General features: G+C 34.2%; 16 protein-coding genes. 6 read left to right on the top strand and 10 right to left on the bottom strand.

Features of this window, described 5'->3' with window-relative positions; all coding sequences use genetic code 11:
• Positions 1-17: 17 nt before the first annotated feature.
• Positions 18-740 carry an amino acid ABC transporter ATP-binding protein gene (locus AC4BC7_RS02425; protein ID WP_490503724.1) on the bottom strand — a complete coding sequence of 241 codons (723 nt, stop codon included), beginning with the start codon at positions 738-740 and terminating at the stop codon, positions 18-20.
• Positions 733-2,196 (bottom strand): ABC transporter permease subunit, encoded by a 1,464-nt coding sequence (locus AC4BC7_RS02420; protein WP_207940331.1) that lies wholly within the window; start codon positions 2,194-2,196, stop codon positions 733-735. The genes AC4BC7_RS02425 and AC4BC7_RS02420 overlap by 8 nt, the downstream gene beginning before the upstream one ends.
• A gap of 232 nt (positions 2,197-2,428) precedes the next feature.
• On the opposite strand from AC4BC7_RS02420, the gene AC4BC7_RS02415 reads away from it, so the two are divergent.
• Together AC4BC7_RS02415 and AC4BC7_RS02410 are read left to right on the top strand one after the other, a co-directional pair.
• The gene (locus AC4BC7_RS02415) at positions 2,429-4,186 is read left to right on the top strand and encodes an EAL domain-containing protein (RefSeq protein WP_490503722.1); all 1,758 of its coding nucleotides are present in this window, start codon (positions 2,429-2,431) and stop codon (positions 4,184-4,186) included.
• Between the two features lie 38 nt (positions 4,187-4,224).
• Entirely contained in the window at positions 4,225-5,304 is a 1,080-nt protein-coding gene (locus AC4BC7_RS02410; protein ID WP_490503721.1) for an iron-containing alcohol dehydrogenase family protein, read from the top strand.
• A 59-nt stretch (positions 5,305-5,363) separates the two neighbouring features.
• On the opposite strand, the gene AC4BC7_RS02405 is transcribed toward AC4BC7_RS02410, so the two are convergent.
• The 3 genes from AC4BC7_RS02405 to AC4BC7_RS02395 all read right to left on the bottom strand — a co-directional run bounded on the left by AC4BC7_RS02405 (position 5,364) and on the right by AC4BC7_RS02395 (position 6,830).
• A complete protein-coding gene (locus tag AC4BC7_RS02405; RefSeq protein ID WP_207940328.1) occupies positions 5,364-5,906 on the bottom strand; it encodes a DNA-3-methyladenine glycosylase I in 543 nt (180 codons plus the stop codon).
• A 17-nt stretch (positions 5,907-5,923) separates the two neighbouring features.
• On the bottom strand, positions 5,924-6,262 hold the full coding sequence (locus AC4BC7_RS02400) for a DUF6054 family protein (RefSeq protein WP_207940327.1): 339 nt from the start codon (positions 6,260-6,262) through the stop codon (positions 5,924-5,926).
• Between the two features lie 64 nt (positions 6,263-6,326).
• Entirely contained in the window at positions 6,327-6,830 is a 504-nt protein-coding gene (locus AC4BC7_RS02395; protein WP_207940326.1) for a GNAT family N-acetyltransferase, read from the bottom strand.
• 146 nt (positions 6,831-6,976) lie between these two features.
• Between AC4BC7_RS02395 and AC4BC7_RS02390 the strand changes: the two genes are divergently transcribed.
• Positions 6,977-7,327, top strand: coding sequence for a DUF2200 domain-containing protein (locus AC4BC7_RS02390; protein WP_207940325.1), 351 nt, complete (start codon positions 6,977-6,979; stop codon positions 7,325-7,327).
• An 11-nt stretch (positions 7,328-7,338) separates the two neighbouring features.
• Here AC4BC7_RS02390 and AC4BC7_RS02385 read toward each other — a convergent pair whose 3' ends face one another.
• On the bottom strand, positions 7,339-7,875 hold the full coding sequence (locus AC4BC7_RS02385) for a GNAT family N-acetyltransferase (RefSeq protein ID WP_207940324.1): 537 nt from the start codon (positions 7,873-7,875) through the stop codon (positions 7,339-7,341).
• Between the two features lie 86 nt (positions 7,876-7,961).
• On the opposite strand from AC4BC7_RS02385, the gene AC4BC7_RS02380 reads away from it, so the two are divergent.
• Together AC4BC7_RS02380 and AC4BC7_RS02375 are read left to right on the top strand one after the other, a co-directional pair.
• Entirely contained in the window at positions 7,962-9,755 is a 1,794-nt protein-coding gene (locus tag AC4BC7_RS02380; RefSeq protein WP_490503720.1) for a DUF4153 domain-containing protein, read from the top strand.
• A gap of 59 nt (positions 9,756-9,814) precedes the next feature.
• Positions 9,815-10,714: an aminoglycoside phosphotransferase family protein gene (locus AC4BC7_RS02375; protein ID WP_490503719.1), complete on the top strand. Its 900-nt coding sequence runs from the start codon at positions 9,815-9,817 to the stop codon at positions 10,712-10,714.
• A gap of 21 nt (positions 10,715-10,735) precedes the next feature.
• Here AC4BC7_RS02375 and AC4BC7_RS02370 read toward each other — a convergent pair whose 3' ends face one another.
• Positions 10,736-10,948 (bottom strand): hypothetical protein, encoded by a 213-nt coding sequence (locus AC4BC7_RS02370; protein ID WP_207940321.1) that lies wholly within the window; start codon positions 10,946-10,948, stop codon positions 10,736-10,738.
• A gap of 184 nt (positions 10,949-11,132) precedes the next feature.
• Between AC4BC7_RS02370 and AC4BC7_RS02365 the strand changes: the two genes are divergently transcribed.
• The gene (locus tag AC4BC7_RS02365; RefSeq protein WP_490503718.1) at positions 11,133-11,348 is read left to right on the top strand and encodes a hypothetical protein; all 216 of its coding nucleotides are present in this window, start codon (positions 11,133-11,135) and stop codon (positions 11,346-11,348) included.
• Between the two features lie 34 nt (positions 11,349-11,382).
• On the opposite strand, the gene AC4BC7_RS02360 is transcribed toward AC4BC7_RS02365, so the two are convergent.
• From AC4BC7_RS02360 to AC4BC7_RS02350, 3 genes are all read right to left on the bottom strand, one after another.
• On the bottom strand, positions 11,383-11,895 hold the full coding sequence (locus AC4BC7_RS02360; RefSeq protein ID WP_207940319.1) for an adenine phosphoribosyltransferase: 513 nt from the start codon (positions 11,893-11,895) through the stop codon (positions 11,383-11,385).
• A gap of 11 nt (positions 11,896-11,906) precedes the next feature.
• The gene (gene recJ / locus AC4BC7_RS02355; protein ID WP_490503716.1) at positions 11,907-14,186 is read right to left on the bottom strand and encodes a single-stranded-DNA-specific exonuclease RecJ; all 2,280 of its coding nucleotides are present in this window, start codon (positions 14,184-14,186) and stop codon (positions 11,907-11,909) included.
• A gap of 534 nt (positions 14,187-14,720) precedes the next feature.
• The gene (locus tag AC4BC7_RS02350) at positions 14,721-15,458 is read right to left on the bottom strand and encodes an EAL domain-containing protein (RefSeq protein ID WP_490503715.1); all 738 of its coding nucleotides are present in this window, start codon (positions 15,456-15,458) and stop codon (positions 14,721-14,723) included.
• Positions 15,459-15,476: the final 18 nt, after the last annotated feature.

Raw genomic sequence — 15,476 nt, 5'->3', positions numbered from 1 at the left:
TTTTGCATCTCCTTTGGTTATAACACTTTATTTAAGAAACTTTGCGTCCGTGGATTCTGCGGATTGCCAAAAATTTCTTCAGGTGTTCCTTGTTCTTGAATAATGCCTTCATCCATAAAAATGACACGATCAGCTACTTCTCTTGCAAAACCCATTTCATGAGTTACAACAACCATGGTCATTCCGTTTTCGGCTAGATTTTTCATAACTGATAATACCTCGCCCACCATTTCTGGATCAAGTGCTGAGGTTGGTTCATCAAAAAGCATAACATCAGGGTCCATCGCTAATGCACGGGCAATCGCTACTCGTTGTTGTTGCCCACCTGAAAGATTTGCTGGATAGCTACTGTTTTTTTCTTTTAAACCAACTTGTTCTAATAATCTCAAAGCATTTTCTTTTGCTTTTTGTGGATTTTCTTTTTTTACTTTAATTGGGCTAATCGTTAAGTTTTCGACTACCGTTTTATGAGGAAATAGATTAAAACTTTGAAAAACCATCCCCATTTTTTGACGTAATTGATCAATATTAGTGCCTTTATCCAGAATATTAATCCCTTCAAATTCAATACGCCCATCAGTAGGTTGCTCTAATAAATTTAAACAACGTAAAAATGTACTTTTTCCGCTTCCTGAAGGACCAATAATCACCACAACTTCGCCGGCGTTAACGGTCAAATCGATGCCTTTTAATACCTCATTTTCACCATATGTCTTGTGTAAGTTTTCAATGTTAATCACTTGTGTTCATTCTCCTTTCAGCAACACCTAATAAACGAGAAAGTGTAAAGGTTAAAACAAAATAAATTAAGGAAACAATCACGTAAGGTAAGAATGGTTTGAAACTTGCACCTTGTACATTTCCCGCTTGGAAAATTAGTTCCGAAACACCAATAACCGAAACAACAGAAGATTCTTTAATAACTGTCACAAACTCATTTCCAAGTGCCGGTAAAATGTTTTTAATTGCTTGTGGGAAAATAATAAATCGCATCGCTTGCGTTTGATTCATTCCTAAAGAACGTGCTGCTTCTAATTGTCCTTTATTCACGGCTGTAATTCCCGCACGAATGATTTCAGCTACATATGCCCCACTATTTAAAGCTAAAGCAATACAACCAGCTGCCAAACGAGACATATCAACGCCCAGAATTCCGGTACCAAAATAAACGATAAAAATTTGAACCAATAACGGTGTGCCTCTTACATATTCAATGTAAATCGTTGCTAAAATGCGAACGAATTTCGACTTAGCTAATTTCATTAAAGCTAGAAATGCGCCTAAAATTGTTCCGAACAACACGCCAATTAAGGCTAAGAAAATTGTATACCCAGCACCATTCACATAAAATTTATAATATTTGGCAAAAAAACCTTGCTCATCATGAAACATTAGTTCATTGGCTTCTTTTTTATATTCTTCTAACAAGCCTTCATCTTTAATTTCTTTAATAGAAGTATTGATACTTTCTAGTAACACAGGTGCATTTTTAGGAACTGCTACTGCGGTATCCTTGTCACCATCTTTAAACTCAACATCAGCAAATACCAAATCAGGATTACGATCGACATAAGCTTCTGCTACCGGACCTTCTAAAATTGCGGCATCTACTTTCTCATTTTTCAAATTCATAATAACATCTGGAATTTTTTGTAGAGAAGTTGGGACTGAGCCAACTAATTCATTTTGTGCTAAAGCTTCTTGTGTCGTTTGCTTTTGCACTCCTACAGGAACACCTTCAAAATCGAGTGTATTCTTATACTTATCAGCATCGTCTTTACGGACAATCACTCGTTGCTTCATTGTCATATACGTATCAGAAAAATCCACTTCTTTTAAGCGCTCTTCGGTAACGGCCATTCCAGAAATAATCAAATCGATTTTCCCTGTTTTTAACGCACCTAATAGCGCATCAAAACCGAGTTCTTCAATATGAAGTTTAACCCCCATATCATCAGCTATTTTTTGTGCAATTGAAATATCAAAGCCAACAATCGTATCTTTTCCATCAATCTCTGCATGGAATTCATACGGAGCATAATCTGCGGATAATCCGACAATTAATTCTCCTTTTTGCTGAATCTTTTCATAATATGGATCGGTTGTCTCTGCTAATACGGTTTTAAATGGAATAAATTGAATAAATAGCATCAAAACTGGCAACAAAAACAACCCAATTTTTTTTATCTTGCTCACAATTAGTTCTCTCCTTTTTCTAGTTTGAAAGATGTATTTTTATACATCTTTGCAACTTTTTTATGATAACATAGAACCTAATAAAGGAAAAGTCCTTTATAAGACCTTCTCTTCATTTTCTAACCTTCAAATAAAGAACACAAATTAATGAGTTTTTACCTTTAATATCATTAGAAAAGGATGTAAAATAGTGGATGGTATAACAAATAATATTGATAGGAGGATATTACCATTGACGGATGACAAGAGACCGCTCTTAGAACCGATTCCTTTTAATTTTTTTGAAGAACAATTCCATTCTTACAAGCAATTATCAGGGATACTCGCGCAGCAACCTTATGTATCAGATTATGCAGCATTTATCTCAATGAATCATCTTTCTCCTATCTCCACTCTCTTTATTGATGCGAATCAGCGTATTCTGTATATCAATGACGCAGGTTTGCATCAAGCAAATGTGAGTAGAGAAGAAGTCCTTGGTCAAAAATTGGAAAAAGTTTTGCCAGTACATCTCAATGAAACTGATTTCCAACAAATTTGGAATGATGGAACCGCTACAAACGGTTGGAATGGAACAATTGATTACCAGCACACTTCCGGTGAAAGCCGAACACAATGGCTAAAATTTGTCCATTTTACGGCACCCAACGGAAAATTAGCGTATTATGGAATTTACTTTATAGATAACGTTTCTATCAGAAATACGGATGAAGTGACGAATCACTTACCATACCTTGATTCGGTCACTCATTTACCAAATTTTAATCAATTTTCCTATGATATCCATCAAATTGAGCAAACCGCCCTTCCTCCAGAGTGTGCGGTAGCCTTATTCCGTTGTAGCAATCTTGCTGAAATTGCAGTTCTTTATTCGAAAGAAGTTCGGAAAGTGGTTGTTTTTGAAATGGTCAACAGAATTCAAGCAATGTTGCCAGAAAATTATAAACTTTATCGTTTGTCTCGTGAAATTTTCGGTGTTTTTACCAATCCTTTGGCTGACATGAACTCATTCCAACAATTATTAGAAACAATTCGCAACAAGCTTTTGGAACCAGTGATTACTACCGAACAAACTGTTTTTATGAATATCGAGATTGGTGTCAGTTCCTTTCCTGAAGAAACCACGAGTCTTTGTACACTTCTTGAAGATGCTGAAATTGGTTTAAGTCAGCATGAGAACAGTAAAATTGTCTATTATTCTAAAAAAATGACACAAGATTTCGTAATGAGTTTAAAAACAGTGGCTCGACTCACACCAGCAATTGCCAAGGATGAATTAGAAATGTATTATCAACCCCTGTTCAATCATGACAATGAAATTACTGGAGCAGAAGCTCTTCTTCGTTGGCATGATAGTGAGTTAGGCTATATACCACCAAACACACTGATTAAACACGCCGAAAAACATGGTCATATATCTGAATTAACCTATTGGATTTTCGAACGAGTATTCAAAGATAAATTATATGAAACACTTCCGAATATTTCTATCAATATTGATGTAACACAGATTGAACAGCCGAACTTTTTCCAAATGATTCAAACGTTAGTAAACAAACACAACGTTGATGCGCAGTCCATCATATTTGAAATAACTGAACATCAAGCAGTAGAAAATTCAGAAATTGGGTTAAAAGTGATGAATCAATTAAAAGCGTTGGGTTTTAGAATTGCATTAGACGATTTTGGTGTCGGTCACTCTGCCCTAGCATTACTTGGAACGCTTCCTGTAGACATTGTGAAAGTAGATGCCTCATTCATTACAAACCAAACGATTGAAACTACTAAAGGCATTATCGCCAAACATATTGTGGCTTTATCTAAAAACCTACAATTAAAAACGTGTTGTGAAGGCATTGAAACCGAAAATGAAGCAAAACTAGCTAAAACAATTAACTCTGATTACATGCAAGGATATTTATTTAGTTACCCTCTAACCGTCACTAAGTTTAAGCAATTTATCAAAGACTACATTATTAGTGATGAATAAAAATACAATAGTATAATGGAAAGAAGTGAATCAAAACGATGCAACAATTAATTGTTCGTGGAGCACCCCAAGAATATGAATGTCGGGTCGGTGCATGGCAAAATTTAGAAGATCATTTATTAAAACGAAACATAAATAGCGTGTTAATTCTTCATGGAAAAGACTCTTGGGAAGCAGCTAAAACTTATTTCCCTCAACTAACAGCAGTTACTGCTCATTTTGAATATTATGGTGGCGATTGCACTGATGAAAAAACAACTTTTTTCAGTCAACTGATTCATCAAAAAAACATTGAAGGAATTGTTGCAGTAGGTGGTGGTAAAGTAGCCGATTTAGGAAAAGCAATTGCCAACAAAACGCAAGTCCCTATCTGCATTTTACCAACTTTGGCAGCGACATGTGCTGCTTATACCCCCTTAAGTGTCGTTTATTTTGAAGATGGCGCGATGGATCGATATGACGTATTCAACCGTGCCAATGCATTAGTTTTAGTTGAGCCGGAAGTAATTTTACATTCCCCAATTGAATTAATGGTCGCAGGAATTGGCGATACACTAGCAAAATGGTACGAAGCTGAACCAATTATTGCACAACTTGCTGTTAAACCAATCGAAATTCAAGTAGCTGAATTTGCTGCTAAAAAATGTCGCGATGTTTTATTAACAGACAGTGCCGATGCGTTACTAGCGATGAAAAATCAAACTTTGACACCAGCATTTTTAAATGTTTTAGAAACAAATATTTTGCTTGCTGGGATGGTTGGCGGTTATGGTGATGATTTTGGTAGAACTTCTGGTGCGCATTCGCTTCATGATGCGTTAACTATTTTACCGGATAGTCATAAGCACCTACATGGCAATAAAGTTGCATATTGCATTTTAGTGCAACTGGTTATTGAGAATAAATTCGCTGAAATTGAGCAATTATTACCTTTTTATCAACAACTAAATTTACCAATTTCATTAAAAGCGATGAATCTTCACTTAACAGATGAAGATTATCAACGTATTGCTGAACGTGCATCCTTACCAGGAGAAACGATTCACTTACTAAAAGAGACGATTACACCTGAAGTAATTGTTTCAGCAATGAAAAAACTAGAAGCCATCACAAATTAAAATTTTAAAAAACATCAGAACGATATTGAGCACTCTCATTTCTATCGTTCCGATGTTTTTTATTTAAAGGAGCAAGAAATCAAATGGTCATTGACCATCCCAACTGATTGCATAAAAGCATACACACTTGTTGGTCCTAAAAATTTAAATCCTGCTTGTTTTAATTCCTTACTTATTGTCTTAGCTAACTCTGTAGATGCTGGAACTTCGTGAGTATTTTGCCATTGATTAATGATAGGTTCTTCGACAAATTGCCATATAAAAATATCAAAGCTTCCATATTTTTCTTGAATTTTTAAATAAGCTTGTGCGTTATTGATGAGTGCTTCAATCTTTTTTCGGTGACGAATCACGCCTGGATTAGCCAATAATGCTAAAATTTTATCTTCTTGATAATCGGCAATTTTATGATAGTCAAAAGAATCAAACGCCTCTCGCATGCTTTCCCTTTTTTTCAAAATAGTGGACCAGCTCAAGCCTGCTTGCATGCTCTCTAATACTAACATTTCAAATAATTTTGCTTCATCGTGTAATGGTTTCCCCCATTCATAATCATGATAAAGCTGTTCTAATTCATTCGTTGCCCAATCGCATCGCTTCATTAATTTTTACCTTCTTTTCATTTTTCAATTTCCTGAATAGCTGGTACAACTGTTCGCAAAAAGTTGTCTTCACTAATTGTGTTAAATTTGAAAATCATGCCTTGACTACCACCCGTAGAGATAACTGTTACATGAGTTGCATCCATATCAGAGACAACAGTTAAATGCAAACTTACTCGATTATCACCTAACCATCCATAACGTTCATACGCATGAATTGCCACCTTAGTATCTCCAACTTGAAATTCAGTGCTTTCTTCTAAGGAACAAGTACTACTGCCGTTCACAATTGTCGTACTAAGGAACGTCAACACTTCTTCAAATGTGCCATTTACATCTGCTTCATAGATTGCCATGTTCATCCACCTCATGTTCTTAATTTATGCACTAGCTAAAGCTTTCTAATCATTTTATTTATAGTTAATCGATTCCTACTTTTTGGCTTCGACGCTCCATTAATACGGTATCTCGCCAAACACCAAAACGATCTTTACCGATTTTTTCACGATAACCTACTTGACGAAAACCACACTTTTCATGTAGTAGAATACTTCCGCTATTATTCGCAAAAATATCAGCTTCCAACATCCAAAAACCTTTTTCTTCAGATAAAATTATCAAGTTTTCCAATAAACGTGTTGCTACCCCTTTTCCTTGATAGTCTTGATCGATATAGATACTAACTTCTGCTACACCATAATATTCTGGAATTTTTTCATACGCTTGTTTTAAAGAAGTCCATCCAATCACTCGTTCACCATCTAATGCCACTAATCGGCCAATTGGCAGACGTTCGTCATCAAATTCTTCATAACTCAACGTTTCAATATCAAAAGTAGCTAAATTCGTTTCCATTCCTTGTCGATAAATAGCATAGACTTGAGACCAATCCGTCGCGGTCATTTCTCTTAATTCAATCTTCATCAAAAAACTCCTTTCATTTCTATTTTCTTATAGATAGTAAACGATTGCAACTATTCTATGAGGCATTCCGACATTTTAGAACGTACGTTTGCTTACGTAAGAAAATATGCTATAATTTAACTAAAAGAAAATAGGTGATGATGATGATGAAAACAAATCTAGAACGAGTCTATAAAATGACTTTTGCCAGTGTGTATCCAATGTATATTACAAAAGTTGAAAAAAAAGGCCGTTCAAAAGCTGAACTAGATACCATAATTGAATGGCTCACAGGATTTGATTCAACTACTTTACAACAACTGATTGACGAGCAAGTCACTTTTGAAGAGTTTTTTAAACGTGCGACATTAAATGAAAATGTTTCTTTAATTACTGGAGTGATTTGTGGCGTACGAATTGAAGAGATTGAAGACCCGTTAATGAAACAAATTCGTTATTTAGATAAAGTTGTAGATGAATTAGCAAAAGGTAAAAAAATGGAAAAAATTATGCGCTAGAGGTGAGACCATCACCTCTTTTTATTTTTCCATTCCTTGGCCAAAAGACCATAGATTAACGTATCTGTCCATTCACCTTTGTTCCAAAAGTCTTCTTTAAAGTCGCCTTCTTTTCGCATACCCAAACGTAAGCAAACATTTTCTGATGCTTGATTACGTTTATCTAATATTGCTTGAATGCGATGAATGTTGTGTTGTTGGAATAACTGAGTAATTACAGTTTGCAGTGCTTCAGTTGCGAAGCCTTGTCCACCATATTCAGGGTGAAACGTATAGCCAATTTCAACCGTTTCTCGCATTTCTGTGTAAAATACTGTAAGATCACCAATAATCGTTCCTTGATAGTTAACGGCCAAATGCAAACTATTTTCTGTAGACAATGTCTGGTCCTTTATTTTTTTCATGAAGGATGCTTTGGCATTTTCTTTCGTCCATGGTTCATGCAACAAATAACGACATACATCAATCCGTTGATAAATCTCAAAGGTTTCATCAAAATCCTCCATAATAAATGGTCGGATTGTTAAACGTTCTGTTTGTAAGTTCATTTTTTCCCTCCTTTTTATTAGTATAACAAAGAACTATCCTTTCTACTCAGCTCAATGGTATAATAAACAAAAAAGAGGTGATGAATATGAATTTCGCACAAAAAAGTCGTGCACGATTAAGAAATATGTCGTTAGCAATCACTCGTTTTTGGTTTTCAATCATTGTTTTTATTTTAACTACGGGAACTGTGATGTTTGCTATTGAGACAGAAACTGATTTGAGCAAAGAAATTTTAACCTTAGTTATGGCTGGGTTATTAGGCATTGCGGTTCGCTTAATTTGCGAACGACTTTCCAATCGACCCTTCCAAATTCCGTTGTTGCTTTATGCAAATGTTCTTTTATTCTCCGTTGGTTACTATCTCTACCTATACTACACTGACTTCTATTTATATTTAACAGGCGTTCGTAGTGGGATTTTAGTATTTATTATTTGTATGAGCATCATTTGGATTCCTTCCATTAAGCGTGATGAATTTGCTTTTTCTCGTAGTTTTATGGTCTTTGTAAAGGCTCAATTTGTAGCCATACTCTTTTCACTCGTTTTAATGCTTGGGCTGTACGCAATTGTTGGCGCATATAGCTTTCTGATTCAAACAGTTGATTACACTATTTACGCCCACATTGGTGCACTGACATGGTTTGGTTTCTTCACATTGTATTTCTTATCGTTAATTCCCCATTTTCCAACTAATATTGAATCAGCTGATGATAATTATTTACGAGCAGCTATGGTTCCAAGATTCTTAGAAATTCTGCTTTCTTATATTGTCATCCCAATTATTATCGCATATACCTTGATTCTATTGCTTTATATTATACAAAATATCACCGGAGATTTTTGGAATAACAGTCTCTTAGAACCGCTTTTAGTTAGTTATGTTGTAGCTGGTTGGTTTACTTTATTCTTAATTGATACTCTCGAAAACAAAACGGTACGATTATTTAAGAAATTATTCCCGCCTCTGCTATTTATCGTAACAGCTTTACAAGGAGCCTCTTCATTTATTAAGTTCCAGCAACTAGGTATTACGGATGGTCGCTATTTTATTTTATTGTTCGTTATTTTTTCAACACTTTCAAGTTTGATTTATTTATTTTGGCATAGAAAAATGTCATGGATTCCTGGTCTATTGATTTTTTTATCCATCATTTCAATTTTACCGTACATCGATGCTGTTTCGATTGGAACGTATAGTCAAACTCAACAACTCGAAACAACACTCAATCGAAATGATATGTTAGCAAATAATACGATTCAACCCAATAGCAAGTTATCAACAGCTGATAAAAAACGAATTGTTGAAAGTTATAACTATTTACAAAAAGTTGACGAGTTAGATAAATTACCTTATTTTGATACAAATTATTTAAGTAGTCGTGAATTCGCAGAAGTTTTTGGATTTGATCGTTATTCTTTAGATACCCCTACACCTAACCAAGGTTATCCGCAAGCAAAAAATGTTTATATCGATATGGATCAAGAACAAGGTCTGCAATTGGATGTATCAAACGCTAATTTATTTTTACCATTCTCTGTTTACGATGGTAAAATTGCACAAGCAGGTGATACCAATGAGTTGACGATCACCTATCAAGATCAAGAGTATCAATTAGTTTGGGAAGAAGATGCCGAGAAGAAATTAACCTTGGTACTTAAAGATCAAGAACAAACATTAGCTTCTTATGATTTGCGCTTCTTACGTGAAATCGAAAAATTGAATGTTTCCAATGAAAATGTCACCTTGCCACCAGAAGAATTAACGTTCAGTGAACAATTTGATAATTTGACATTAACCTTATATGTAACCCGTTTATTTGTAGAAGAAGAACGAAATATTGACGGTGATTTTTATCTACTACTTTCGTTTACTCAATAAAGATAACTTCGCAAGAACTCTTTCTTGCGAAGTTTTTCTATTTCAAAAGGAGAGGAACTATGTTTAACATTGCTCGTATTTTTGAACGTCATCAGTTGTTCATCACTGACTATTATGAAATTTCCTCAGGCTTCTCAAACACAAAAAAATATCTATTAACTAGTGGGGATAAAAAATATTTATTAAAAATTTATCCTCTAGCTAAATTTGAACGTTTGCAACAGCAACAAGTTTTCTTGAAACAACATCAAAAAAATCATGTACATTGTCAGACACCTATTTTTTGCGATACGTTTGAACGTGAACAACTCTGTTACTTCATTTTCAACTATCTTTCGGGAATTACGTTAGCAGAACTTCTTCCGACAGTCACTCGAACGAAACAATATGAATTAGGTATTCAAGCAGGTCGAGAACTAAAGAAAATTCATTTACTCCCCTCGCCTGAATTTGATTGGTATCAAACACGTTACCAAAAATATCAACTGAAGAAAAAGCAATGCGCGGCATTAAATTTACATTTTTATCATCAAAAAGAAATCGAAACCTTTATCGAAGAAAATTTTTATTTGTTAAAAAATAGCACGATATGTTTTCAACACGATGATTTCCACCCACAAAATTTGCTTTATCATCAACAAAAAGTTTTTGTTCTAGATTTTGATTCATTCGATTGGGGTGATCCATGGGAAGAATTTTTTAAGCTTCCCAAATATACAACGCCGGTTAGCGTTGCCTTTGCTACAGGACAACTCATAGGCTATTTCGATGGACACATTCCACAAAACTTTTGGAAAAAATATCACTTATTTGTAGCATTAAATTGTCACGCCAGTCAGCTTGGTGGGTATCACTTTGGAAATTGTGTCGCCGTCCAAGAGCGAACCAAATACATTATCCAAACACATTCTTTTTCTGATGATCCTCCTGCATGGTTTCAACGAAACAACACCAATTAGTTTCTACTAATTGGTGTTGTTTTATTTTATCCATTTTTTTGTTACAAAATATGCCCAAACAATTTGACCGATTAATGAAAAAATAAAAGATACCCCCACAATGATTAATACAATTTCTTTTATTTCTTCCGTTAACGTAAGTTCAATTCCTTCTAGTTTTTGTATTTCTAGAAAGAAAACACTTAAAACCAAACTGACCAATACAATACAAACAATAATAAAAAGCGCTCCCATTCCACTCCTCCCTTCATTTCTTTTATTCTAACAAGTTTTCTAACAAGAAGAAATAAAAAAAATGAAAAATACCGATTCAATTAAAATCTTATTTTTTTGCTTTTTCTTCTTTACAAACCGAACAAATATTCGTATAATATAAATACAAACATTCGTTCGTATTTATTGAAGAGGTGAGAAAAAAATGAAAGCAATCCGTCGTTTTGGTTTAATGTTAACAATTCTCTTAATTGGTATTATTATTGGTAATTTTGGTATGTTAACAGCAATTTTAATTGTATGTCCTCTCTTTACTTTTTGGTTAATTCTTTGGGATGATAAAAAATTCCGTCAAGCTGAACGCAAACACTATCAAGAGCAAGAAGAATACTATTCTTCTGAATATTATCATTATGAATAAAAATAGCGTAAGAGCATCTCTTACGCTATTTTTATTAGTATTCCATTAATGTTAAAATGTCATAACCTTCAATTTTATCGCGCCCATGTAAATCCATCAACTCAATTAAGAACGCACAACCAACTACTACGCCTCCTAATTTTTCGATTAATTCAATCGTTGCTTTAATTGTTCCACCAGTTGCTAAAAGATCATCGCAAATCAAGACACGTTGTCCAGGTTTGATTGCATCTGCATGTAGCGTTAAAGTATCGCTACCATATTCTAAATCGTAGGACACTTCAATCGTTTCGCGAGGCAATTTCCCAGGTTTACGTACTGGAGCAAAACCGACACCTAATTCATAAGCTACCGGACAACCGACGATAAATCCACGGGCTTCTGGTCCTACGACCATGTCAATTTGTTGCTCTTTTGCATAGTCAACAATTTCTTTAGTCGCTGCTCGATAGGCATCTCCATCAGCCATTAAGGGTGAGATATCTCGGAAAATAATTCCTTTTGATGGATAGTCTGGAATGCTGGCAATGTAATCTTTTAAATTCATATTTTTTCCTCCTAGATTGATAGCCAATCTTTTAATGTTGTTAAATCACTCAATAATAAAAATTCTTCTATTTTAATTTGTTTGGCTCGTTCTTGATAGATAAGACTTTCTGTCAATGCGTGATTGACAGGATGATCAACTTTACGCATAACGCCATCCGTTATTGCAACAAAACCCAATTCAGAAAACACTTGAATCATAAAAACAAGTAATTTTTGAGGGATTTTTAAATAATCGGCTACAATTGACAATTTGTAACGAACATCCACTTTATCTTGCGCTGCAATAAACTTGAATAGCCGAGCATACTGATCACGTGAGCCTAAGCCATCTAAATATGCTTCATCTTCTGCTTGACACAAAATATACACTCGAGAGACTTGTAGGTCATTCACCGTTTCTTTCATCAGAGGTAATTCAGTTGGACAATCTAAAAAAACGACTTGTTCCACTTCAGATTGAACAGGTGTGTCATCAGTAATGACGGTTACACTTTGATGAAGTTTCTTTTCCCATTTTTTAGCTGTCTTTTCAGAAAAGCTAATAAACAAAGTAGGTTCAGTAAACTGTAATGCTTGTTGATATTTTTTGGCACGATAATCAAATACTTGTAAGGCATTAATTTGATAGTCTTCTAACATTAATTGAGGAATTCGTTTACCATTCCACTCATTAATCGATAGTTGCCCCACTACGTTTAAATCATCGCTTCGAAATTCTAATGCTTGTGCTCCGAAGCCAAAACCAACACCATCTAACTGATTAATTGTATCTGTTAAAGTAAATTTTAAATGCTGGTTATTAGCACCAATTGTTCGACTATTGCTAACTGCAACTTTTTCAAATAAGAAATTCGGCAGTGGATTATCCATTCCAAAAGGCGCTAATAATTTCAATGATTCAATAAACTCAACAGAAACTTCTTCAACTGCCAATTTAGAATCAATTGTCAAACTCACGCCACCTGTTAATTGATGTTCCTCCATATAGCGATTCATTTGTTCTTGTAAAATTGCAATATTATCAATTTCTAAGCTCAATCCAACCGCTGCATGATGCCCACCAAAACTAGTCATCCATTGACGCATCCCATTAAGCATTTCATATAGATTTACTGATTCCACGCTACGTCCAGAACCTTTAGCAATACCGTCTTCTTTTTTTGTTAAGACAATTGTTGGTTTTCCAGTTGCTCGTAAAATTTTCCCAGCAACAATTCCCAATACACCCTCATGCCAATTTTCCCCAGCAATTAGGTGAAGCTTATCTTCTGGTCGTATCATAGCCATTGCTTCTTCTGTAATGACTTCTACTAAATCTTTCCGACGTGTATTAATTCGATCTAGACGCCCTGCTAATTCTTCCGCTTCCTCATCATCAAACGTGGTCATTAAAGTTACGGCAGGATTAGGGTCTTCTAAGCGACCAATGGCATTCAATCTGGGACCAATTGAAAAACCAATGCTCGTCTCATCTAATTTATCGGCTGAAACACCACTGATCTCTAATAGTTTCTCTAACCCAATCCGTTCAGTCTGTCTCATAGATTGCAAACCAAATGAAACCAATGTACGATTTTCATCAGTCAAAGAAACCATATCAGCAATTGTCCCAATCGACACTAAATCTAAAAATTCAATGGGAACTTCTTCTAATAATGCACAGGCAACTTTAAATGAGACACCGACACCCGCTAAATCACCAAATGGGTAAGCGCCTTCTGGATGTCGTGGATGAATAACGGCATAAGCTTCGGGCAACTCATCCGGTAATTCATGATGATCCGTCACGATAACATCTACTCCTTGGCTGTTTGCATAAGCAATTGCTTCGTGTCCAGAAACGCCATTATCCACTGTAACAATCAATTGGATACCCTCTGCTATTTTTTGTTCATAAACTGCTTGATTTGGTCCATAACCATCCTTGAATCGATTTGGTAAATAAAACTCAACGTCAGCACCTAAATTTTCTAACGTCTCTTTCATAATTGTCGTACTAGTAATTCCATCTGCATCATAATCGCCATAGACTAGAATACGTTCTTCATTGACAATCGCTTGCTGAATTCGTTCAACTGCCTTTTCCATCTCATAAAAAAGAAATGGATCATGCAATTGTTCTAAGGAAGGCGTTAAAAATGTTTCTAAGGATTCAGCAGTTTGCAAACCACGATTCCAAAAAAGTTGTCCCAACGAACGAGGGATTTTCTTTTCTTCTAATACTTGGATAAATGTTTCGGGCAATGCTTTTTCTGAAGGTAATTGCCATTGAAAACTTGCTTGTTTCACCTAATCACTCCTAACCAAGTTATAATATCACACGCTAATAACAAAAAGAAGTACTATGCTGTAAATAAAGGGCTTTGTTTAACTTTTTTAATTTAAAAAGTACCAAGAAAAAACAAAAAATACCACTGATATAGTATTCAATTGGTACTCAAAATTAGGCAAGCATACATAAGTTTTTTAGAGTAAAAAAACGTATCTTAATGGTTAAATAAACTTTTAAACAACATAAAAATCAACTGATTTGATTGGCTATTTTATAATATTGTCAGATCGTAATGGTAAGTTACATTACCGTGAAGTGCTGTCTCTCCTACTACAAATTTTCTGTTTTCTCTCTTACATAATTTTTATTTATATAGGTGATGATCATTTTTTTATATCCAATGATACCAACAACTATTGTTATAGTGGGAAAAATAAGATCATATATAGTTGTTTCATTAAATCTTAGTACTGGTGAAATGACTAATAAAATTATATTTCTTTAAAATAAGAATCCAATTTTATAACCTTAATAAATTTCAGTATTCCTTATTAAGTTATTAATTTAGAAGCAGAAAAAGGTTTGGATAAATAAAACCCTTGTTGTAAACAAATTACATTATCTAGTAAATATTTATGAATGTTAATATTCTCTACACCTTCAACAACAAAATCTATTCCTAATTTATTCGCAATTTCACTCCAGAAATTAATCAAACAGGATATATCCTTTTGAGGTAATTTTTCCAATGAAATATATGAAAATTTAATCATATCTATTTTATCTAATAGTGGTCGAATATTCTTAAATGAATAGATTCCTGTACTAACATCATCCAATGCAACCGAAAACTGCATTTTTTTTATTTCTATAATTTTATCTGTCAAAAATATATCCAGTTTACACGCAATAGAAGGCTTCGTATCGTCTTCTGTAATCTCAATCAGGATACGATTACTATAATGTTGTAAATTCTTAAACATTAAGAATGTTTCCGTATAAAACAATTGCTGAGGATGAATATTGATACTAATACTTATTTCGCTGTTTAATTCAAGTAATGACAAAATTTTATTTTTGTACCATTGTAGTAACTGAGTATGCTGTTTTTTACATTTAATAATTTGATGGAAAATTTCTATGGGGAAAGTATTTTTTTCTGTACTTCTTAATAATAATTCATAACAAACAACTTTTCGATTTTCTTTCTCAATTTTAAATATTGGTTGCATATCAAAGTATAATATAGAAAATATCGACGATAAATTTTTGTCTTTTAAATTAGTCATTCCATCTTCTCCTCTATG

Source organism: Enterococcus sp. AMC1623, assembly GCF_058216495.1.
Note: the sequence above shows the minus strand (reverse complement) of the source record. Positions and strands in the feature narration are given on the sequence as shown.